The sequence below is a fragment of the Verrucomicrobium spinosum DSM 4136 = JCM 18804 genome (assembly GCF_000172155.1).
Lineage (GTDB): Bacteria > Verrucomicrobiota > Verrucomicrobiia > Verrucomicrobiales > Verrucomicrobiaceae > Verrucomicrobium > Verrucomicrobium spinosum.
Map to the genome: position 1 here is coordinate 5,516,885 of NZ_ABIZ01000001.1, position 19,319 is coordinate 5,536,203.

Annotated in this window: 26 protein-coding genes; 4 read left to right on the plus strand and 22 right to left on the minus strand. The window is 58.3% G+C overall.

Translation table 11 applies throughout. From position 1 onward, the window contains the following. Positions 1–51: 51 nt before the first annotated feature. Positions 52–585, minus strand: a complete 534-nt coding sequence (locus tag VSP_RS22440) for a hypothetical protein (protein ID WP_009963500.1) — start codon at positions 583–585, stop codon at positions 52–54. An 84-nt stretch (positions 586–669) separates the two neighbouring features. Between VSP_RS22440 and VSP_RS36795 the strand changes: the two genes are divergently transcribed. The 4 genes from VSP_RS36795 to VSP_RS22465 all read left to right on the plus strand — a co-directional run bounded on the left by VSP_RS36795 (position 670) and on the right by VSP_RS22465 (position 4,949). Continuing rightward, positions 670–1,857, plus strand: a complete 1,188-nt coding sequence (locus tag VSP_RS36795; protein ID WP_009963501.1) for a histidine decarboxylase — start codon at positions 670–672, stop codon at positions 1,855–1,857. Further along, positions 1,854–2,264, plus strand: a complete 411-nt coding sequence (locus VSP_RS22450) for an ACT domain-containing protein (RefSeq protein ID WP_009963503.1) — start codon at positions 1,854–1,856, stop codon at positions 2,262–2,264. Before VSP_RS36795 ends, VSP_RS22450 begins: the two co-directional genes overlap by 4 nt. A gap of 145 nt (positions 2,265–2,409) precedes the next feature. After that, a complete protein-coding gene (locus VSP_RS36800; RefSeq protein WP_009963504.1) occupies positions 2,410–2,838 on the plus strand; it encodes a hypothetical protein in 429 nt (142 codons plus the stop codon). Positions 2,839–3,170: 332 nt separating this feature from the next. After that, a complete protein-coding gene (locus VSP_RS22465; protein ID WP_081452658.1) occupies positions 3,171–4,949 on the plus strand; it encodes a carboxypeptidase-like regulatory domain-containing protein in 1,779 nt (592 codons plus the stop codon). Between the two features lie 256 nt (positions 4,950–5,205). Here VSP_RS22465 and VSP_RS22470 read toward each other — a convergent pair whose 3' ends face one another. From VSP_RS22470 to rplB, 21 genes are all read right to left on the minus strand, one after another. Next, entirely contained in the window at positions 5,206–6,681 is a 1,476-nt protein-coding gene (locus VSP_RS22470; protein ID WP_009963508.1) for an IS1182-like element ISVsp9 family transposase, read from the minus strand. Between the two features lie 559 nt (positions 6,682–7,240). Continuing rightward, on the minus strand, positions 7,241–7,852 hold the full coding sequence (locus tag VSP_RS22475; RefSeq protein WP_009963509.1) for a shikimate kinase: 612 nt from the start codon (positions 7,850–7,852) through the stop codon (positions 7,241–7,243). Positions 7,853–7,924: 72 nt separating this feature from the next. After that, positions 7,925–8,689, minus strand: coding sequence for a phosphoribosylformimino-5-aminoimidazole carboxamide ribotide isomerase (hisA, locus tag VSP_RS22480; protein WP_009963510.1), 765 nt, complete (start codon positions 8,687–8,689; stop codon positions 7,925–7,927). Positions 8,690–8,693: 4 nt separating this feature from the next. Beyond that, positions 8,694–9,518 (minus strand): type I methionyl aminopeptidase, encoded by an 825-nt coding sequence (map, locus tag VSP_RS22485; protein WP_009963512.1) that lies wholly within the window; start codon positions 9,516–9,518, stop codon positions 8,694–8,696. Between the two features lie 67 nt (positions 9,519–9,585). Beyond that, on the minus strand, positions 9,586–11,091 hold the full coding sequence (secY, locus tag VSP_RS22490; protein ID WP_009963513.1) for a preprotein translocase subunit SecY: 1,506 nt from the start codon (positions 11,089–11,091) through the stop codon (positions 9,586–9,588). Between the two features lie 93 nt (positions 11,092–11,184). Then, a complete protein-coding gene (gene rplO / locus VSP_RS22495) occupies positions 11,185–11,634 on the minus strand; it encodes a 50S ribosomal protein L15 (protein WP_009963514.1) in 450 nt (149 codons plus the stop codon). A gap of 36 nt (positions 11,635–11,670) precedes the next feature. Next, positions 11,671–12,210, minus strand: coding sequence for a 30S ribosomal protein S5 (rpsE, locus tag VSP_RS22500; protein WP_009963515.1), 540 nt, complete (start codon positions 12,208–12,210; stop codon positions 11,671–11,673). Between the two features lie 17 nt (positions 12,211–12,227). Next, entirely contained in the window at positions 12,228–12,584 is a 357-nt protein-coding gene (rplR, locus tag VSP_RS22505; protein ID WP_009963516.1) for a 50S ribosomal protein L18, read from the minus strand. Positions 12,585–12,605: 21 nt separating this feature from the next. After that, positions 12,606–13,142, minus strand: coding sequence for a 50S ribosomal protein L6 (gene rplF / locus VSP_RS22510; RefSeq protein ID WP_009963517.1), 537 nt, complete (start codon positions 13,140–13,142; stop codon positions 12,606–12,608). An 18-nt stretch (positions 13,143–13,160) separates the two neighbouring features. Next, entirely contained in the window at positions 13,161–13,559 is a 399-nt protein-coding gene (gene rpsH, locus VSP_RS22515; RefSeq protein ID WP_009963518.1) for a 30S ribosomal protein S8, read from the minus strand. A 29-nt stretch (positions 13,560–13,588) separates the two neighbouring features. Next, positions 13,589–14,173 carry a 50S ribosomal protein L5 gene (rplE, locus tag VSP_RS22520; RefSeq protein ID WP_009963520.1) on the minus strand — a complete coding sequence of 195 codons (585 nt, stop codon included), beginning with the start codon at positions 14,171–14,173 and terminating at the stop codon, positions 13,589–13,591. Between the two features lie 78 nt (positions 14,174–14,251). Next, positions 14,252–14,494: a 50S ribosomal protein L24 gene (gene rplX, locus VSP_RS22525; protein ID WP_009963521.1), complete on the minus strand. Its 243-nt coding sequence runs from the start codon at positions 14,492–14,494 to the stop codon at positions 14,252–14,254. Further along, positions 14,491–14,859 carry a 50S ribosomal protein L14 gene (rplN, locus tag VSP_RS22530; RefSeq protein WP_029190677.1) on the minus strand — a complete coding sequence of 123 codons (369 nt, stop codon included), beginning with the start codon at positions 14,857–14,859 and terminating at the stop codon, positions 14,491–14,493. The genes rplX and rplN overlap by 4 nt, the downstream gene beginning before the upstream one ends. A 59-nt stretch (positions 14,860–14,918) precedes the next feature. Next, positions 14,919–15,200: a 30S ribosomal protein S17 gene (rpsQ, locus tag VSP_RS22535; RefSeq protein WP_009963524.1), complete on the minus strand. Its 282-nt coding sequence runs from the start codon at positions 15,198–15,200 to the stop codon at positions 14,919–14,921. 25 nt (positions 15,201–15,225) lie between these two features. Beyond that, a complete protein-coding gene (rpmC, locus tag VSP_RS44005) occupies positions 15,226–15,531 on the minus strand; it encodes a 50S ribosomal protein L29 (protein WP_009963526.1) in 306 nt (101 codons plus the stop codon). 36 nt (positions 15,532–15,567) lie between these two features. Next, a complete protein-coding gene (gene rplP, locus VSP_RS22545) occupies positions 15,568–15,987 on the minus strand; it encodes a 50S ribosomal protein L16 (protein WP_029190678.1) in 420 nt (139 codons plus the stop codon). A 58-nt stretch (positions 15,988–16,045) separates the two neighbouring features. Beyond that, positions 16,046–16,864: a 30S ribosomal protein S3 gene (rpsC, locus tag VSP_RS22550; RefSeq protein WP_009963530.1), complete on the minus strand. Its 819-nt coding sequence runs from the start codon at positions 16,862–16,864 to the stop codon at positions 16,046–16,048. A 34-nt stretch (positions 16,865–16,898) separates the two neighbouring features. Then, positions 16,899–17,288: a 50S ribosomal protein L22 gene (rplV, locus tag VSP_RS22555; RefSeq protein WP_009963531.1), complete on the minus strand. Its 390-nt coding sequence runs from the start codon at positions 17,286–17,288 to the stop codon at positions 16,899–16,901. Positions 17,289–17,302: 14 nt separating this feature from the next. After that, the gene (locus VSP_RS22560; protein ID WP_009963532.1) at positions 17,303–18,088 is read right to left on the minus strand and encodes a hypothetical protein; all 786 of its coding nucleotides are present in this window, start codon (positions 18,086–18,088) and stop codon (positions 17,303–17,305) included. A gap of 50 nt (positions 18,089–18,138) precedes the next feature. Continuing rightward, positions 18,139–18,417: a 30S ribosomal protein S19 gene (rpsS, locus tag VSP_RS22565; protein WP_009963533.1), complete on the minus strand. Its 279-nt coding sequence runs from the start codon at positions 18,415–18,417 to the stop codon at positions 18,139–18,141. Positions 18,418–18,457: 40 nt separating this feature from the next. After that, the gene (rplB, locus tag VSP_RS22570) at positions 18,458–19,294 is read right to left on the minus strand and encodes a 50S ribosomal protein L2 (protein ID WP_009963534.1); all 837 of its coding nucleotides are present in this window, start codon (positions 19,292–19,294) and stop codon (positions 18,458–18,460) included. Positions 19,295–19,319 lie beyond the last annotated feature (25 nt).

Sequence of the window (19,319 nt, forward strand, 5' to 3'; positions counted from 1 at the left end):
CCTGGATTGTTGCGCCCAGCATGGCGTCCCGCTTTTCCCCGGGCCCCCTTCCTACTCCGCCATGGCTCCCAGAAAGATTTCAGAGACCTTCCCCTTCTCAAAGTGGAACACCAGACCGCCATACACGGTTCCCGCCACGAAGATCTCCCCCTTTCGACTCGCCTCCTTGTCTTCCAGAGCTCCATAGGCTTTGCGAACCTCGGCTTCGCTGCTCCCAATGCGCAGCCCCTTCCGGGTGCCGGACGCACCAGGTGCTTTTTGCGAGATGCACAGCACCCTCTTCGCCCCACCCTTTTTGACGGAGGCCATTTGCAGAGTCAGCCCCTGGGCAGGGTACTGCCACTCCTGCACATGCTCTCCTATCGCCTCCCACTCCACATCCTCACCTTTCTTCGTCGGCTTCCCCAGAGCTTTGAGCACCGCTTGCTGGGGCATTTCCAGACGTATCTCATTTAGAGCCTCCTCTTTCATGAGTGCGAAGCCCTTCTCTGCCTGTTCGTCCCCCATCACCACGGCTGTCGGCAGCACCAACAGCAGCGAGACCCACCACACCAGAGCCAAACTTGAGAGCCTCGTTTTCTTCATGGCACCACTCTACCAGCCGGACGGAGTTCCCGCAATCTCCCACGGCTTTTTCCAGTCTTGCCCACCGCTTTCCAACCTGCCAGAATGAAAGTCGAACCCCTTCACCCACCCAAGTTGAAGTTTCCCTCCCTATCGTCGGCAGACCGCCAGCGTCTTGATGCCCTGCATGAGCGGCTTGATGCACTCCGTCCCCGGAACATCGGCTACCCTTGCAATCAAGATTTCGATTACGAGGACCTTTTCCCCTTCCTCTCGTATTCGATCAACAATGTCGGGGATCCCTTCGGCAGCTCCAACTACCGGCTCAACACCCAGGACTTTGAACGCGAGGTCGTCACGGAGTTTGCCCGCATGACCCATGCCCCGGCAAACGGTTGGTGGGGCTACGTCACCGCAGGAGGCACAGAGGGCAACATGTACGGTCTCTACGTCGCGCGGGAATTGTTCCCAGATGGCATTTGCTACTTCTCAGAGGACACCCACTACAGTGTGGCCAAGATCCTCCGCCTGCAGCACACGCGGAACATCATGCTCAAGAGCCAGCCCAACGGGGAGATGGACTACAGCGACCTTCGCGAAACCCTGCGCATCCACCGTGACGTCCCTCCCATCATCTTTGCCAACATCGGCACCACCATGAAGGGTGCGGTGGATAATCTCCACAAGATCCGTGCCATCCTGGATGAACTGGCCATCACCAACGCCTACCTGCACGCCGACGCCGCCCTCAGCGGCATGATCCTGCCTTTTGTCGCCGATCCCCAGCCCTGGGACTTTGCCGGTGGGGCAGACAGCATTTCCATCAGCGGCCATAAGTTCCTCGGCTCCCCGCTGCCCTGCGGCGTGGTTCTCGCGAGGAAACAACATGTCGAACGGGTGGCCCGGTCCATCGAGTATGTCGGCGCTCTGGACACCACCATCGCCGGCTCCCGCAGCGCCATCACACCCCTGTTCTTGTGGTACCGCCTGCACACCCTTGGGCTCGAGGGCATCAAGGACCTGGTGCACCGTTGCCTGGAGCTCTCCCAATACGCGGTGGAGCAGCTCAATGCCTCAGGCATCCCCGCGTGGCGGCACAAGAATTCCGTCACCGTCGTCTTCCCGCGACCACCCGCGTCGGTCATGTCAAAATGGATCATCGCCCCCATGAAAGACATCGGCCACATGATTGTCATGCCTCATGTCACCCAGGCCACCATCGATGAATTTGTGGCCGATTTCGCTTCCTCTCTCTGCCCCGCTCCGGTCGCCCCCGAGCCAGCCCCCCTATGAAACAACTGACTGTCTTTGTCCCCAACGAAATCGGAGTGGCCGCCCGCATCGCCTCAGCCTTGGCCGACCGGGGAGTGAACATCGAGGCCCTGGATATTGAGAGTATCGAGACCCATGGCATCGTCGTGCTCACCGTAGATCACTATGACGAGGCCCTCCGCGCCCTTCGTGATCACGGCTTCCAGGCCATCACCCAGGACACCCTCTTGATCTGCCTGGAAGATCGCCCCGGTGCGCTCGCCCGCATCGCCATGCGCCTTCGCGACGCCGGACTCGATCTCCGCTCCATGCACATCCTGCGTCGCGAAGAAGGCAGCACCTTCGCCAGCCTCGTCGCCTCAGACAACCGCAAAGCCGCAGAGATCCTGAAGGATGTACTGGTAGTCGATCGCCAGGCCAGTCTGTGAGATCATCACCCCACCAGACCGCGTGGTTTCCCAGACTCCAGCCCGCCTGCGGTCCCCATCCTGTGGCCCCGTTGCTCAACTTGGCGGGATCCCAATTGGTCTTCCCAGTTCACTATGGCCATCTTGCCCGATTTGCGATGCTCCCATGGCCTTGCTTGCGCAATTACAGCAGCACCTGCCAGTCATTGATCTCGGGGATGATCAGCGTCATCTGTTTCTCTTCCAGTGCACCAGCGACAACATCTGCCCTTCCTATGAATACGAATCTGGCGCGGGGCAGGCATTTGTCTGGCAAGTGAACAGTCGCATCAGCACGGCAACAAATCCCCCTGAAACCGCAGATGTACTGCCCGAACTCTGGATCGAATCTTGGCTCCCCTGCGACGACCAAATACCTGTTTCGCAGACCTCCAAGTTCTACGACCACAGCGAGTACTTTTCCCTGCCAGAGGAACAACAGCGCCCCTGGGGGTTCTTCGAGCAATATGCGACAAAGTTTGGGGGAGTTCCGTACTGGACCAACGCGGGCCCCTCAGGCTTTCCCCGCCTCCATTCGAATACCTGGGTCAGGTGAATGAGTGCCAATTTCTCCCGGGGCTCGCGGAAGACGATGTTACAGAAGAGCGACGGAGCCAGCTCGCAGCCCCCGTGGAAGACGAAGCCGAGCTTCTCGCACGAATAGAAGCCATACAGCCCGCGACCGCGATGGTGGACTTGGCAAACTTTGGCAGCGATGGCGTCGCCTACATCTTTCTTGATCGCACTTCCAATCCACCAAGGGCGGCGTGGTATTGGAACCGCTGACTGCGAGACGCCTTGACCGCCCTTGGGTTTCTCGATTGTCCACGTCTACGACGGTGGCAATTCATCTTGCGCCGTCATATCACCCCGTGAGACGATGAAAAAATGCTGAGATTGCGCCTAATTTCCCTGGTCGTCGTCCTTTCGTTCGTTGTGAAAGCAAGTGCCGCCGACATCACGGGCACGGTAATACTCGGCACGGGTAGTCCTGTTCAATCCGCCACGGTTCTCATTCAATCGGCCCGCATGCGCACGGGCGACTCGACGATGTGCCCCACCTGTTGGCGCGATTGTCAGCGCAGCGCCCGCACCAACGCCCAAGGGGAGTTCCGCATTTCAGGAGTGGCGGACGACCTCGTCTTCGATCTTCTGGCCCTTGCCGAGCATCACGCCCCGGCCGTGCTTCGCGGCGTGGATCCACATAAAAAACCAGTCACTCTGTCACTGACCGCACGCGATCTCTCCCGCATCCCGCTCCCCCATCAGATCCGGGGGCAAGTCCTGGATCCGTATGGAAAACCACTCGCTGGTGCGACGATCTCCCCCGCCTATTCCCGCCCAGAGGACGACGATCAAACCCTCACCAATGCCCACGGCCATTTCGTTCTCTGCTCCAGCAAGCCTTTCGAGAGAAGTCAGATTAAGATCACGGCACCCGGTCACGCCGGAACATGGATCAGTGTTGCCAAACGCTCCGAGAACGCCGCAGACGTAACCATCACCCTGCAACGTGGTGCAACGGTCATCGGCAGGCTCCTTGCAAACGGCAAGCCCATCACCAACGCAACCGTGGGAGTGGCTCAGAAAAACAGGAATGGCGGGCAATTTCTTGGTCCAATCAGCAGCACGACAGACACAGAAGGCAGATTCGCAATCCATGATGTGCGCGCCAATGATGACTGGGAGTTTTATGGCGAAATGGAAAGCGTGAAATCACTCGGCTTCATTCCCGCCCAGGCATTTCACTCTCCCGCCCCTGACGCCATCCATGATCTTGGCGATGTCCAGATAGAAAGAGCCCTCTCGCTTAGCGGTCGCCTGGTACGCCAGGACGGGGAGCCTTTTCCTCGCGGCACCCGGATTGGTCTCAGCCGCAGCAGGGCATGGGACGGACAATCACTTGATGTATCCCCCGATGGATCCTTCACTGCACACGGTCTCCCTTCGATTGAAGAGCTGACCCTGAGCTTGCCGCTGAACTTTTATGTTATTTCATTGCCGGACGGCTTCTCCAGCAACCCAAGCTCAAATGGCCTGACTTTTCGGCTGAACGAAAGCCACAGCGGACTTTTGTTCCCAATCACCTGGAAAGATCACAAGACAAAACAGCAGGACGATCTGATTGCGAGCGTCCACAAAGAGTTCTTCCCATTCCTGGAGGAAGCCAAATTGCCTGACCTACAAGCCGAAGCCCTCCTGAACATCCTTGTGGCACGGGCCTCCGAGATTCAGAATGCCGTCGCAACCAATCCAGGTGCTTATTTGCAAAGTCACTCCAACTCCCACAAAGTACACGCTCCGCGATTGCAGGCACTCCTCGGTCCCGCTTTGTATCAAGCATTCGACAACTGGGAGTTGACCCAGGAGGGGCAAAGCTTTGGCGAGGCCATTGCAAAATATAGCGGCAAGGAATGGATGACCTCGGAAGAAGCCCACCATGTCACGCTCGCCATGGGACGATTGCAACGTTGGTTGTTGGAGTTTCATGCGAACCGATCTCCATCAGCTACTCTGAGCCCTGATCAACTGGCCAGCATGCTCAAGTGGCTCCAGAGCGAATCATACGAAGTAACCGCCAATCTGGTCTCACCCGCCAAACACGAAACCCTCCGCAAGGCGATCCAGGCACTGTATGAACAGGTAGCACAGGAGCCATCTGAGTAGCGTAGCCACGAACGGCCTCTGCGGCGGCATGAGAAGAAACCTGTGGATGCATTCGTGAGAGACTGTGTCAAAACTCACATCGTTCTCGTCGGTCCTTCGATCACGGCAGTTGGAGGCGCTATTTTCGAATGCGTGGGCGCTCTTCGCTTCCCCCTTCTGCCACATGACTTTTCGTTTCCACGATTTTGGTCTTCTGATGCCGCTTGAAGGCTTCCTGCAGCGTTGCACCCCCGCAAAAAGCACCCCTCCGCCCCTCCTAGCTGGCTGATGCCAGCAGGGCCGGGCTCACCCGCTCAAGCAATGCGCGCACTCCCACCACTTTGAGCGCACGCTTCATGTTGTAGGCCAGGGCACTGAGCGTCACCTCCGCATTCACCGCTGCCAGTCCACGCGTCAGCAGGGATCCTTGCCCCCACCAAAACTTCATCGTGCCAAAGGGGTGTTCCACCAACCCCTTGCGCCGCGCATACACCTCTGGCTGGGCCGCCATGCGCTCCCGCACCCGCTTCATCACCTCCGGGTTCTCCTCATGGCGGATCTTGCGAAGCTTCCCCGTGGTGCACTGCTTCCTCAAAGGACAGTCCCGGCAGGCCGCAGAGTTCGCGTACACTTCATATCGAAGGCCGCGGATCTGGTTGTCGCTTTTCCGTTCAAGCCTGGCTCCGCCAGGGCAATGATAGCAGTCCTGTTCCTTGTCGTAGCGCAACTCCTCACGGGCAAACAAGCCCTTCTTCTCCAGGCGATCCTCCCGCTGGGGCACATGCACCTCGATGCCCTGGGCCTCGGCGGCCTTCAGATCGTTGATTTGATAGTACCCTCCGTCGGCCACGCCAATGAGCGTCTCCACTTGCAACTGCTCCTTGGCCTGCACCGCCATCTTGGTGAACTGCCCAAAGTCGTTGCCCTGGTTGGTGGCTTCGATTTCGACAATAAGATGATGTTCTCCATCGACCACGCTCTGCACGTTGTAGCCCACGACACTGCCCTGGGCCGTGCTCTTGTTGAGCAAGCGGGCGTCAGGATCGGTGAGTGACACCTGGCTCTCACCGCTCTCTTCAAGGTCCTTCTGCATCTGCTCGTAGCGCGCCTTTGCACTCTGGAGCTTGGCGATGCGTTCCTTGAGATCGTCGACGTTTGCCTCTTTGACCGTCCCCAGGGCGTCAGGGGAGTCTGCGGCGGCATCGTTGAGTTCAAGGTCCTTGAGGTAGCCCTCAATGCCCTTGTCCACGTTCTTGATGAGGTTCTCCAGCTTGGCCTGGGGGAAGTTGCGGCTCCTGGAGTTGACGGCCTTGAAGAAGGTGCCATCGATGGCCACGAGTTCTGCGCCGAAGAGCGCCAGGTCCCGGCACAGGACATTGAACTGCCGGAAGACCTGCTTGAAAGCCGCCCGATGGACGCGCCGAAACTCACTAATGGTCTTGTGGTCGGGGCGCAGGCGTTTGAGCAACCAGATGACCTCCAGATTGCGTTGGGTCAGATGCTCAAGCTCCCGGCTGGAACGGACCCGGTTGAGATAGCCGTAGATAAAGAGCTTGAGCAGATCACCAGGAGCATAACGAGGTCTGCCGGTGGCTGCCGGGGCAGTGAGCAGTAGTGGCACCTGCTGGGGGTCCAGGCCCTCAACAAAGGCATCAATGAAGCGCACCGGGTTGCCCTCGGATACATAGTCGTCCAGGCGTTCAGGCAACAACCACACTTGATCCCGATCCGCACCAGCGATGAAACGACTCATGATCGCGCAGCATCCGCAGCTTGATTGATCGTTCTCAGTAGTTTTGACACAGTCTCGTGAGCATGCATTGTCACCGGGCACTTCAAAACCGGCCACCGATGGGCGGAATAGACCGGCCAGGCAAATCTACACAACTCGCGCTGGCCATTTGAACATTACCCTTTTAAACACTTCTCTGTCAACGAGTTGTGAGATGGGTTTAAAAAGGTAATCCTAAAAAGGAAAAGGAAACTGCAGTGAAAATGCCTAAGGCCTTCACGATGTATGAATCCCCATCGCTCCGCGATGGAACTTTTAAGTGATAACGTCTTCCGGTTCAAATCGTTGCAACACAGCGGGAAGCGGTGTTTTCACCAGTTCCATTTTCCTTTTTAGGGTAATGTTCACTTGCGCCAAATTGGGTGGTACACTCAATGTGCCCATCGGTGGCCGGATATTAGTGCCCGCTGACAAATGCATGGCGACGAGCGGTCGTGTGGGTAACTTGCTGGTATGGAGAGCAACCGATGCACCTGATCGCGAAGCCACCCTGGTGTCCAGCCCGCCTACTGTGGCATCACTATTGCTGTTTCTCTGCGGACAGGCAGCATTTCCATCGGTCGATGAAGGCTGCTGCCTCCGCATGACTTCGCAGCCTGACAAACTGCACCTCTGTAAACTTCGGATCAGCCAGCATGGCCACATACTTGGCGCGAACCTTCCCGTAGGTGGTCAGCGTCCACCAGATGATGGAGTCCCTGCTGAGGAACGTTCGTCGGAAAGACTCCCGATTCCCCGTGCCCGGCCAGAGTTCCTCTTTACTCCACACCCGCGTGACAGCCCGCCTGATGGCCTGCCACATCGTGGTGCGGAAGGGATAGTCCAGCCAGATGACCAAATCCACCCGGGCCCACTTCACCGGGACGGTTCGAGTGTAGTTGCCGTCCAGTACCCAAGCGGGCTCATCCACGGCCGCCTGCACCCGGGCAAAGAATTCTACGTCTGTGGCTTGGCGCCAGTTGGCACCCCAGAAGAGGCTGTCCATCTCGACAAACGGCAAATTCAACTGGCCGGCAAGACGCCTGGCGAAGGTAGATTTCCCACTGCCACTGGTGCCGATCACATTGATACGCCTCGGCGCAGGCCCATTCCAATCGCGTGCAATGGCAGTGAGGCGAGTCTCAGTCCCCATAGGGTGAGACCAATAACACGCCACCGCCCATGCCGCATCCAGCTTTCACGAGGCGAGATCCCGCAGCTACAGCTACCGCCGGTTGAACGCCACGCAGTCCTCGTACTTGGCGAGCTTGCCGCCAAAAATGTCCAGGGCGCTCCCAATGGTCACATCGACTCGCCCCCCACTGATATCCTCAACACGCTTGAGGTCTGCCACACTCCTGGCTCCACCAGCGTAGGTCACCGGCTTCTCACACCAGAGGCTCAGGCACTGCACCAGAGATTCATCGATCCCCTCGCACTTGCCCTCCACATCGACCGCATGAATCAGGAACTCGTCACAATAGCAAGCCAGGCGGTCAAAGGCATCACCATCAACGATCAGGTCCGTCATTGTCTGCCAACGATTCATCGCCACCACCCATCCATCCTGATTCGCCCGGCAGCTCAGGTCCAAAACCAGACGCGACGCACCGACCTCATTCACCATCTGCTGCAACCGAGCTTCGCTGAAGCGGTACGCATCATCAAAAACGTAGCTCGTCACGATCACATGACTGGCCCCCGCCTCAAGATACTTCGCGGCATTCTCAGGGCGAATCCCGCCCCCTACATGCAACCCGCCCGGATAAGCCTGAAGCGCGGAGATCGCCGCCTCCTCATTCCCCCTGCCCAGCATGATCACGTGGCCACCAGCCAGACCGTCTTCACGGTACTTCTCTGCGAACCATGCCGCTGGCTTTTCGCTGACAAAGTTCTCTTTCGGCCCCTCACCCTCATCTTTGAGGGTGGAACCGACGATCTGCTTCACTTTGCCATCGTGAAGATCAATGCAGGGGCGGAACCGGGTCATGGCCTCAGGCGACCGTGCGATTAAGCGGAGTCGTCAGACGCGGATTCAATCGCGGCCGCGCTGTCAGCACCTCGGGCTCCCCATCGGTGATCAAGACCACGTGCTCATAATGAGCGCTGGGCTTGTTGTCCATCGTCAGCACCGTCCAGCCGTCGCTCAAGATCTTTGTCTGCTCGGCACCCATGTTGATCATAGGCTCAATTGCCAACGTCATCCCGGTGCGGAGCCGAGGACGAGCGCCCTTCACGCCATAGTTCGGCACCTGAGGTTCTTCGTGAAGTTTGCGTCCAACGCCATGCCCCACGAACTCCCGGACCACCGAGAAACCAAAACGCCGCACATAGTTCTCAACCGAGTGACACAGGTCACCCAACATCAAGCCGTCGCGCGCCCAGTCGATGGCCACTTCAAGCGCATCTTCCGTGGCGGAGAGCAACTTCTGCACATCCGGTGCAATCGGAGGAACCGGCACTGTCAGAGCATTGTCCCCGACCCAGCCGTCCTTGATGATGCCGACATCAATCTTAACGATGTCGCCCGGCTTGATCGGAACGTTGTTGCCGATCCCATGGACCACCACATCATTCAGACCAATGCAGGCATAGGCTGGGAAGGGTCCACCCGCACCTTTGTATTTGTAGAAGGCGCTCACCGCCCCTTGGGCCTTGATCTCGGCAGCGACGAACTTGTCCAACTCGGCAGTAGTCATGCCGGGCTCGACCAAGGCGGCCGTCTTCAGAAGAATGTCACGCGCCAGGCCACATGCAGCGCGAATACCGTCCAGGGCTTTGCCATGTCGGGTGGGAATACGGTCAAACGAAAGTGCCATTGCAATGCGATGTCTATAAACAAATGCGCCCCGCAGAATCTGCGGGGCGCAATCAATTTGGCAAAAGTTATTTGCCGTGGAAGATCGCGAACGATACCCCAATCAGGGCAATTACCGCGATAACGGTCCAAAGCATCACCACCAGTTTCGGATTGGCGGCGATACCACCGGACTGACCCGGACGGTCGAAACGACCGCGAATCTTGCCCTTGCGGAGGAAACCGTCGTAGTGGCGTTGCAGCAAGTGGGTTTCTACTTGGCGCATCATGTCGAGCACCACACCCACAAGGATCAGGATGCTCGTACCACCGAAGAACTGGCTCACGCGAGGATCCAGGTTGACCTGCTTTTGCAGCAGCATCGGGAAAACGTAGATCAGGGTCAGGAACAAGGCACCGGCGAAAGTGAGGCGGCTCATGGTGAAATCCATGAAATCAGCCGTCGGCTTCCCAGGGCGAACTCCGGGAATATAGCCACCGCTCTTCTTGAGATCTTCCGCAATCTGGTTTGGCTGGAACATCGTCGCCACCCAGAAGTAGCTGAAGAAGAAGATCAGAGACGTGGAGATGACCACATAAGGAGTACCGCTGGTCAGCCATTCCGCCCACTGGCGCACACTGGCGACATCCGGGAAAAGGAAGCTGATGATCTGGGAGGGGAAGAGCACGATCGCCTGGGCAAAGATGATGGGCATCACGCCTGCATAGTTCACCTTGAGCGGCATGTACTGAGTCTGCCCGCCGTACACTTTGCGGCCCACCACGCGCTTGGCGTACTGGATCGGAATGCGGCGCTGGGCCTGCGTGAGGGCGATGATGCCTGCGATCACGACGATGAGGAGAGTGATGAGCCCCAGCAATGTCAGTGCATCCATGGCACCGGCACCTTCGCGACCGATGTAGGTCTTCCACACACGCACCAGGGCGCCAGGGAGTTCAGCCACAATGTTGATACAGATCAGAAGCGACACACCGTTGCCGATGCCGCGTTCAGTGATTTGTTCGCCGAGCCACATGATGAACAAGCTGCCCGCCGTCATGGCAAACACAGCTGGAATCACAAAGCTCCAGAATCCATAGTCAGGCACCAATGGGCCATACTTGCCCATGATCTCCTCAAGACCGTGCAGGAAGATGTTTTGTCCCGGGTTCTTGAGTGAGACAGCAAGCAGATAGCCCTGGAACACACAAAGACCAACCGTGGCAAACCGAGTCCACTGGTTGATCTTCTGGCGTCCACCGTCCTCACGGGAGAGCTTGCTGATGCTAGGCACGACCGCGGTCAGCAGCTGCATCATGATGCTGGCGCTGATGTAGGGCATGATCCCCAAGGCAAAAATCGCACAGCGCTCCAGACCGCCACCGCTGAACACATTCAACAAAGCCGCAGCTGCAGCAAAGGGTGAGGCAGACGCCTCTGCCTTGCTGTCAATCCACGCCTGTAGCACGTGGGGATTCACACCCGGCAGCGTGATCGCATAGCCGATGCGCACAATGACGATCATGGCCAGTGTGTAGAGGATGCGTTGGCGCAGATCCGGTATTTTGAAGATGTTGACGAAAGCGGAGATCATGATGTGAGGTCGTGTCTTAAAATAGCAAGCGACTCAGGACAAAGCTGAGCCGCTCGCGAAGAACATTGATGTAACCTGGCCGCAAGGCAAGGTTTATGCGGTCAGAGTTACCGTGCCGCCAGCCTTTTCAATCTTCTCTTTGGCGGAGGCACTGATCTTGTCCACCTGGACGGTCAGTTTACGCTCCACAACGCCGTCGCCGAGAATCTTCACCACGTCGCAACGGCGCTTCACCAGACCCACATCACGAAGGGACTGCTGGTTCACCACTGCGCCGTCGTCGAAACGGCCATCAAGGTCACCGACATTGACCACTTCCGTGATGTCACGGAACTGGGTGTTGTTGAAACCCTTCTTGGGAAGCCGACGGTGAAGGGGCATCTGGCCACCTTCAAAGCCAGGGCGAATCGCGCCGCCGGAGCGTGCTTTCTGCCCCTTGTGTCCACGGCCTGAAGTCTTGCCGTGACCCGAGCTCTCACCGCAGCCAACACGCTTGCGGCGGTGCTTGGCCCCGGGCTGGGGTTTAAGGTTGTGCAGTCTCATAGTCTTAATCTAAGGGTATAGGTTGCCGGGCGGACCTTAGAGAGCAGCTTTCTCAGCCACTTTCTTGCCGCGCATCTTGAGGATTTCATCAGGAAGGCGCAGAGCAGCAAGAGCCGCCAGGGTTGCCTTCACCACGTTGGCGTGGTTGCTGGAGCCAAAGGACTTCGCAAGGACGTCCTTGATGCCAGCCGCTTCACACACTGCACGCACACCGCCACCGGCGATGATGCCCGTACCAGGGGAGGCGGGCTTGAGCAGTACGCGGCCACCGCCATGTTCACCCATCACTTCGTGCGGGATGGTGGCGTTGAGAATGTTGACCTTCACGAGATCCTTGCGGGAAGATTCCGTCGCCTTCTTGATTGCGTCGGACACCTCGTTGGCTTTGCCGAAGCCGAAGCCTACTTTGCCCTGGAGATCGCCAGCCACCACGAGGGCGCTGAAGCTGAAGCGACGACCACCCTTCACGACCTTGGCGCAGCGGTTGATGAAAACCACCTTCTCGGACATGTCGGAACGGGACTCGGATTCCTGACGCTGATTGCCGCCCCGGGGGTTCCTGTTAAACGTTGCCATAGTGTTGCGAGTGATGATTAGAACTGAAGACCCTTGGCGCGCGCGGCATCAGCCAGCGCTTTGACTTTGCCGTGAAAGAAGAAACCGCCGCGGTCGAACACCACGCTCGTGATGTTCTTCTCAAGAGCGCGTTCAGCGATCGCCTCACCCACCTTGGTGGCGTTGGCCACGTTGGCGGCTTTGGAAGCAAGCGCCGCTTCGATCGTCGAAGCCGACACAATCGTCTTGCCCTCGTCATCATTGATGAGCTGGGCGTACACGCGTTGATTGGAGAAATGAACCGCGAGACGGGGGCGCTCGGCCGTCCCCCGAAGGGTCTTGCGAATACGGGCATGAACGAGGCGCCGGATCGCTTTGCGTTTGATGGTAGCCATGATGTGTCTCTGCGAAATGGGTTACTTGACGCTCTTGCCTTCCTTGCGGCGGACGTGTTCGCCCACATAACGCACACCCTTGCCCTTGTAAGGCTCCGGCGGGTAGTAGCCGCGGACGTCAGCGGCGAACTGGCCGACGACCTGCTTGTCGATGCCTTCCACGCTGATCTTCGTGTTCTCATTCACCGTAACCTTGAGGCCCTGGGGAATGGGGTGAAGCAGCGGGTGGGAATAACCGAGGCTCAAGTCCAGATTGGAACCCTTGACGGCGGCACGGAAGCCCACGCCCTGGATTTCGAGGTCCTTTTTGAAGCCAGTGCTCACACCGTGGACCATGTTGCTGATCAGACGCTGGGCCGTGCCATGGAGGGCACGCACGCGGCGGTCTTCAGAAGCGCGGGTCACAGCCAGAGACTGGCCGTCCTGTTGAAGAGTGATGCCTTCGGGGAGAACGTAGTCAAGCTTGCCCTTGGGGCCCTCGACGTGCACGTTGTTGCCAGCGATCTTGACGCTGACTTTGTCCGGAAGTGCGATGGGTTGTTTACCTACTCGTGACATGATTCAGTTCCTCCTCACTTACCAGACTTTTGCCAGCAGCTCGCCGCCGACATTTGCTTTGCGCGCTTTCGCGCCCGTCATCACACCCTTGGGTGTGGAGAGAATGGTGATACCCAAGCCACCCAGAACGCGGGGGACATCGTCCACACCCACATAGTGGCGCAGACCGGGCTTGCTCACACGCTTCACATCAGTGATGGCAGGAGTCTTGCCCTGGTACTTGAGTTTCACCTGGATCTGGGGCTTGCCGTCATTCGGCTGCACCTCGTAGGACCAGATGTAGCCTTCTTCCTGAAGGATACGGGCGACTTCCGCCTTGATCTTGGAGTACGGCGCGCTTGCACCTTCCTTGGCAGCGCGGCTCGCATTCTTGATGCGGGTGAGGAAGTCGGAAATGGGGTCGGTCAGAACGCTCATTTTATTGGCCTGGGTCTTGAAATAATTGATTAGGCAGCCGCCATGTCAGGGGTATCCGCCTTGTTGCCGCCTTTCGCGCGGAAGGGCATGCCGAGGCAGCGAAGCAGCTCACGGGCATGGTCGTCATTGCTGGCGTCAGTCACAAAGGTGACGTCAAAGCCCAGGGAGCGCTTGATCTTGTCGAGCTCGATCTCAGGGAAAATGGACTGGTCGGCGATGCCGAGCGTGTAGTTACCCCGACCGTCAAAGGCGCGGCCAGAGATCCCACGGAAGTCACGAATGCGCGGAATCGCGGTGCGCACCAGGCGCATCATGAAGTCATACATCTTCACGCCGCGGAGAGTCACTTTAACTCCGATAGCCTCACCGGCGCGCAGCTTGAAGTTGGCGATTGCCTTCTTGCTGAAGGTCACAATCGGCTTCTGACCGGTGATCAGGACGATTTCCTTCACCGCGTCTTCGACTGCCTGTTTGCGGTCGGCTTCTTTGCCGACGCAGCAGTTGATGACAATCTTTTCAAGTTTCGGCACCTGATGAATGTTCGTCAGGCCGAGCTCCTTGTGCAGATGCGCGATGACTTTTTCCTTGTATAGCGTTAACAATTCTGGCTGCATGATAATGACACCCTGGTTGGTTTCACACCCCGCGACCCCACAGTGAGGCCGCGAATACGGGGCTGGCAAATTGCCTGGTTATTTCTTCTTTTCAACAAGTTTCACATTCGAAATGTGAATTGGGCCTTCGCGCTCGATAATGCCGCCCTGGGGCTTGTCCTGCGAAGGACGGACAGCTTTCTTGATCATGCGCACGCCCTCGACGAGGACCTGATTCTTCTTGGCAACGACCTGAAGAACATTGCCCTGGGATCCCTTGTGGGCCCCGCTGGTGACCTCCACAAGGTCGCCTTTATTGACGTGTGTTTTGATTCTGCTCATAGCACTTCGGGTGCGAGGGAAACGATTTTCATGAAGTTGCGGTCGCGCAGTTCACGGGCCACTGGGCCAAAGATGCGGGTGCCGCGGGGGTTGTTGTCCTTGTCAATGATGACGATCGCGTTCTTGTCGAAGCGCAGGATCGAGCCATCATTGCGGCGGATCGGGGCGGCGGTGCGGACCACAACGGCCCTGACCACTTCACCCTTCTTCACCTGGGCGGTGGGGGTTGAGACACGGACGTGGGCGGTGATGATGTCCCCCACCCCGGCTGTGCGCTTGTTCTTCTTGCCGATGACGCCAATCATCTCGGCCATACGCGCGCCAGTATTGTCGGCGATCGCGATTTCGGATTCCATCTGCAACATAAGCTGATCCTCCTTGGGTTGGTAAAGTTACCTGATTCGACGGGAATGCCCTGCGCCGCTTAGTGGGCCAGAACTTCGACCAGCTTCCAGCGCTTGAGCTTGCTCAGCGGACGGGTCTCCTCGATGCGCACCTTGTCGCCAACCTTGGCCGTGCCTTCCTCATCGTGGGCGTAGAACTTGGAGGTCATGCGGACGATCTTCTTGAACTGGGGGTGAGGCACGCGGCGCTCCACCTCCACCACGATCGTCTTGGACATCTTGTTGGACACAACCTCACCCACGCGGGTCTTGCGGACTGGTGCCTTGGTTGCGGCGGTTTCGTTAGCGGTCACTTCGCTCATCTTTCAGGGTCTCCCTTTAATTTGGTTACTCCGCGGCTTTCTTCGCGGATTTCGTGGCAGGGGCCTTCTTGGCCGCCGCTTTCTTTGCTGCCTTGGGCTTTGCAGCCGGGGCGGCGTCCGTTGACTTCTTGCCAACGGTCAGGTTCAGACGGCGCTCAGACAGGATGGTCTCCATCCGAGCCACGTCGCGACGTGCCTGCTTGAGACGGGAGGGGTTCTCCAGTTGGCCGCTGGCCTGCTGGACACGCATGTTGAGCGCGTCCTGCTTGAGTTCGCGGCGCTTTCCGCCGACTTCCTCGTTGGTCAATTCGCGAAGTTCTTTGATCTTCATATCGTCGCTTCCTGCGCTATCTCTAATGGTCAACGGTTAGTGCATCGCCTGACGCGTTACGAAGCGCGTGCGAACCCCAAGTTTGTTTGCTGCCAGGCGGCAGGCGTCACGGGCAAGAGCCTCGCTCACACCAGCCACTTCGAAGAGCATCGTGCCGGGGTAAACCACTGCCACCCAGAACTCCGGTGCCCCCTTACCTTTACCCATTCGGGTTTCCGGCGGACGAGCGGTCACGGGCTTGTGCGGGAAAATACGGATGTACACGGAGCCTTTGCGCTTGAGATGGCGGGTGATCGCCACACGGCAGGCTTCGATTTGCGTGTTCTTGATCCAGGCGCGCTCAAGGGTCTGAAGACCGAACTCGCCGTAGCTGACCTTGTTTCCTACGGTCGCATTCCCGGCGCGGCTTCCGCGGTGGGTCTTGCGATGCTTAACTCTGCTGGGCAACATTGCCATAACTAAATTCCTCCAAAGGGTTGCTGATCGTTAGTCTTGTAAACTCGGTCCTGCCGGATTAGGCCTGCTCAGGAGCCGGTGCTGGCGCAGGTGCAGGTGCGGACTGGCGCTCACCGCCACGGTCACCGCCACCACCACCACGACGGTCTCCACCGCCACCGCCACCACGGCGGTCCCCGCCACGGTCACCGCGATCACCACGCGGGCGGCGCTCACGGTCGTTGCGACGCTCGGCCTGGGGAGCGCCTTCCACTTCTGGCTTGCGGTTCAACCAGCACTTCACGCCGATGATTCCGTAAACGGTACGAGCTTCGGTGAAGCCGTAGTCGATCGGGATACGAAGGCTCTGAAGAGGCACCTTGCCCTGACGGTATTGCTCAGCACGGGCGATGTCAGCACCACCGAGACGACCGGCGCAACGGATACGAATGCCGTCGGCACCCATGTCCATGGCGGTCTGCACAGCACGCTTCATGGCACGACGGAAGGAAATACGACGCTCAAGTTGAGTCGCCACAGTCTCCGCTACCAGCTGGGCATCCAGCTCAGGCTGCTTGATCTCGATGATGTCGATCTTGACCTGCTTGCCGCCGCACATCTTGGAAATCTCGACGCTCATCACTTCGATTTCCTGGCCTTTGCGACCAATCACCAGACCCGGACGGGCGGTGTGAAGCGTCACACGGACGAGGTTCCACGCACGCTCAATCACAATCTTGGCGAGAGCGGCGGAGGACAGCTTGCCCTTGAGGTAGCTGCGAATTGCCAGGTCGGCGTGAAGGAAGTCGGCAAACTCTTTTTCCGGAGCGTACCACTTGGAGCGCCAGTCTTTGGTGACGGCGAGGCGGAAACCGATTGGATGAACTTTCTGACCCATAGCTTTGTGATTCGTTGGTGGTTCGGACGGGCGGTTACTTGGCCTCGGCCTTGGCGGCTTTCGCTGCCTTCGGCTTCTTCTCCGCCTCCGCTTCTTTGGCGGCGAGGATGAGAGTGATGTGGCTCATGCGCTTTTTGATGCCGCCGGCGGAACCGCGGGCGCGGGGCATGATTCGCTTCAGCACCGGACCCTTGGTGGCCGTGGCGCTTTTGACGAAAAGTTCGTCCGCATCCATCTCGTGGTTGTTTTCAGCATTGGCCACTGCGGAACGCAGGGCTTTGCCAATGAGGAGAGCGGCTTTCTTCGGGGTGAAGTTCAACACGCTGAGTGCCTGAGAAACCGGCATCCCCTGAATGGCACGGGCCACTTCCCGGGCTTTCTGGTCGGAGATTCTCGCGTATTTGAGGACGGATTTTACTTCCATGACGTTGCTTCGTGTTAACCTTTCATTGCTTCCACCTTACCGGTGTCGCCGACTTTCACAGGTTCTGCCTTGTTGATCAGCTCTTGAACAACTGCGCCGCAGATGCCGCTGCGGACATCCACCACCACGGCGCGGGCGATGGGTTTGTCCTGACGATAAAGAGAGAAGGGCATCCCAGGATGCACGCCGTGCCTGGAGCCCACGTTGAGAATGGCGATGCCCAAATCATCCTTCAAGCTCACCACTCGGGCGTTCTGAAGGTCGGCTACCGCTGTTTCGCCTTGATCCTTGAGAGAAGCCAGCGCACGATCTGCCGCGGCCAGTTTCTCTGTCAGGTTTATCTTGGCTTCCGGTGCCAGATTCACATTCGAGCTGACAACGCCCGATGCAGCCTCTGATAGACCGGTGAGGGCGCCCTGAAGCGCCCGTTTTTGGGTTTCGAGAAGTCGCAGATCACTCAGGGCGGTCAGCATCCGCTCACGAAGCACGGCATCCGTGGCGTCGAGTGCGGCAATACCGAGGCCCTCCATCTGCACGCGCAGCTTTTCATAAGCTTCGCGCACCTGCTGGCTTTCCCCGTTTGCAGCCGCAAGGCTCTCAGACAAGGAGTTGATCTGATCTTTCGCTTTCGTCAGGCGCGCCTCCAGATCGGCGATCTGGGTGGCGGAGACCTGAAGGGTGGCACGGGCCTCCCGGATCTCCAGAGCCTCTCTCGACTGCCCCGGAGCCTGGCCAGCGCCCGCCAACACCACCAGAAGTGGTGCGGCAGCGAGGTTCAGTATGGGGGCTCGAAACTGCATGAGGCGTCTGAAAGTCGGGATCGGAGAGGACCAGGAGTCGGACTGACCGGTTACTTGGAAACCTTGGCGGTGTGCGCACCGTGACCTTTGAAGGTACGGGTGGGTGAGAATTCACCCAGGCGGTGACCAACCATGTTTTCCGAAACATACACGCTCACGAAGTCCTTGCCGTTGTGCACCAGAAAGGTGTGACCAACAAAGTCAGGCGTGATCATGGAGCTGCGGGCCCAGGTCTTGATAGGGCGCTTCGCGCCGGTCTCATTGAGCTGGTCAATCTTCCAGAGGAGTTTCTGGTTGACGAAAGGTCCTTTTTTAAGTGAGCGTCCCATGGTAAGAGGAGGGCTGAATCAGTAAGTTTCTAAGTTGCAGTTACTTGCCTTTGCGGCCCTGCACGATGAGACGGTTGGAGTACTTGCGCTTTTTGCGGGTCTTCTGACCCTTCGCATGACCCCAGGGGCTGAGCAGGTGCTGGCGACCACCACCGGACTTGGAGCGACCTTCACCACCACCGTTCGGGTGGTCGATGGGGTTCATGCACATACCGCGAACGGTCGGGCGAACACCCTGCCAGCGAGTACGGCCGGCTTTGCCGCTGACCACGTTCATGTGTTCCACGTTGCCCACCTGACCGATGGTTGCAAAACACACCGCAAGGATCTTGCGAATCTCACCGGAGGGAAGACGCACGAGGGCGAAGTCACCTTCACGGTTGGAAAGGATGGCTGCCTGGCCAGCGGAGCGGGCAATCTGGCCACCTTTGTTCGGCGTGATCTCGATGTTGTGAATCTGCGTACCAAGAGGAATTTTGCTCAGAGGAAGAGCATTGCCCACTTCCGGAGCCGCTTTTTCACCGGCGACAACCTTGGCACCCACTTCGAGTTTGGCAGGAGCAAGGATATAGCTCTTCTGGCCGTCGGCGAATTGGATGAGGGCGATGCGGGCGGAGCGGTTCGGATCGTATTCGATGCCAACCACGGTGGCGACGTCGTCACGACGGGAGCGCTTGAAATCAATGAGCCGGTACCGACGCTTGTGACCACCACCAATGTGGCGGCACGTGATGCGTCCGGTGTTGTTGCGACCACCGCTCTTGCGGAGGGCCACCGTGAGATTCGGCTCCGGGGTGCTCTTGGTGATTTCCTCAAAACCAGGCCACTGCTTGTAGCGGTTCGAGGGCGTGTTGGGCTTGTAAGTAGTAAGAGCCATAACGCTGGGTTTAAAAATAGGTTGG

Coding starts and splice junctions, on each gene's coding strand:
- rpsE (WP_009963515.1), bottom strand. CDS start 12,210: ATGGCAACGTTTAACAGGAACCCCCGGGGCGGCAATCAGCGTCAGGAA.
- rpmC (WP_009963526.1), bottom strand. CDS start 15,531: ATGAAGATCAAAGAACTTCGCGAATTGACCAACGAGGAAGTCGGCGGA.
- rplP (WP_029190678.1), bottom strand. CDS start 15,987: ATGGCAATGTTGCCCAGCAGAGTTAAGCATCGCAAGACCCACCGCGGA.
- rplF (WP_009963517.1), bottom strand. CDS start 13,142: ATGTCACGAGTAGGTAAACAACCCATCGCACTTCCGGACAAAGTCAGC.
- VSP_RS22465 (WP_081452658.1), top strand. CDS start 3,171: ATGCTGAGATTGCGCCTAATTTCCCTGGTCGTCGTCCTTTCGTTCGTT.
- VSP_RS22440 (WP_009963500.1), bottom strand. CDS start 585: ATGAAGAAAACGAGGCTCTCAAGTTTGGCTCTGGTGTGGTGGGTCTCG.
- VSP_RS22475 (WP_009963509.1), bottom strand. CDS start 7,852: ATGGGGACTGAGACTCGCCTCACTGCCATTGCACGCGATTGGAATGGG.
- rpsC (WP_009963530.1), bottom strand. CDS start 16,864: ATGGGTCAGAAAGTTCATCCAATCGGTTTCCGCCTCGCCGTCACCAAA.
- VSP_RS22560 (WP_009963532.1), bottom strand. CDS start 18,088: ATGCAGTTTCGAGCCCCCATACTGAACCTCGCTGCCGCACCACTTCTG.
- VSP_RS36800 (WP_009963504.1), top strand. CDS start 2,410: ATGGCCTTGCTTGCGCAATTACAGCAGCACCTGCCAGTCATTGATCTC.
- rplN (WP_029190677.1), bottom strand. CDS start 14,859: ATGTTGCAGATGGAATCCGAAATCGCGATCGCCGACAATACTGGCGCG.
- rplV (WP_009963531.1), bottom strand. CDS start 17,288: ATGGAAGTAAAATCCGTCCTCAAATACGCGAGAATCTCCGACCAGAAA.
- rpsQ (WP_009963524.1), bottom strand. CDS start 15,200: ATGAGCGAAGTGACCGCTAACGAAACCGCCGCAACCAAGGCACCAGTC.
- rplE (WP_009963520.1), bottom strand. CDS start 14,173: ATGCAGCCAGAATTGTTAACGCTATACAAGGAAAAAGTCATCGCGCAT.
- map (WP_009963512.1), bottom strand. CDS start 9,518: ATGGCACTTTCGTTTGACCGTATTCCCACCCGACATGGCAAAGCCCTG.
- secY (WP_009963513.1), bottom strand. CDS start 11,091: ATGATCTCCGCTTTCGTCAACATCTTCAAAATACCGGATCTGCGCCAA.
- rpsS (WP_009963533.1), bottom strand. CDS start 18,417: ATGGGACGCTCACTTAAAAAAGGACCTTTCGTCAACCAGAAACTCCTC.
- rplB (WP_009963534.1), bottom strand. CDS start 19,294: ATGGCTCTTACTACTTACAAGCCCAACACGCCCTCGAACCGCTACAAG.
- VSP_RS36795 (WP_009963501.1), top strand. CDS start 670: ATGAAAGTCGAACCCCTTCACCCACCCAAGTTGAAGTTTCCCTCCCTA.
- rplO (WP_009963514.1), bottom strand. CDS start 11,634: ATGAGACTGCACAACCTTAAACCCCAGCCCGGGGCCAAGCACCGCCGC.
- rplR (WP_009963516.1), bottom strand. CDS start 12,584: ATGGCTACCATCAAACGCAAAGCGATCCGGCGCCTCGTTCATGCCCGT.
- rpsH (WP_009963518.1), bottom strand. CDS start 13,559: ATGAGCGTTCTGACCGACCCCATTTCCGACTTCCTCACCCGCATCAAG.
- VSP_RS22450 (WP_009963503.1), top strand. CDS start 1,854: ATGAAACAACTGACTGTCTTTGTCCCCAACGAAATCGGAGTGGCCGCC.
- hisA (WP_009963510.1), bottom strand. CDS start 8,689: ATGACCCGGTTCCGCCCCTGCATTGATCTTCACGATGGCAAAGTGAAG.
- rplX (WP_009963521.1), bottom strand. CDS start 14,494: ATGAGCAGAATCAAAACACACGTCAATAAAGGCGACCTTGTGGAGGTC.
- VSP_RS22470 (WP_009963508.1), bottom strand. CDS start 6,681: ATGAGTCGTTTCATCGCTGGTGCGGATCGGGATCAAGTGTGGTTGTTG.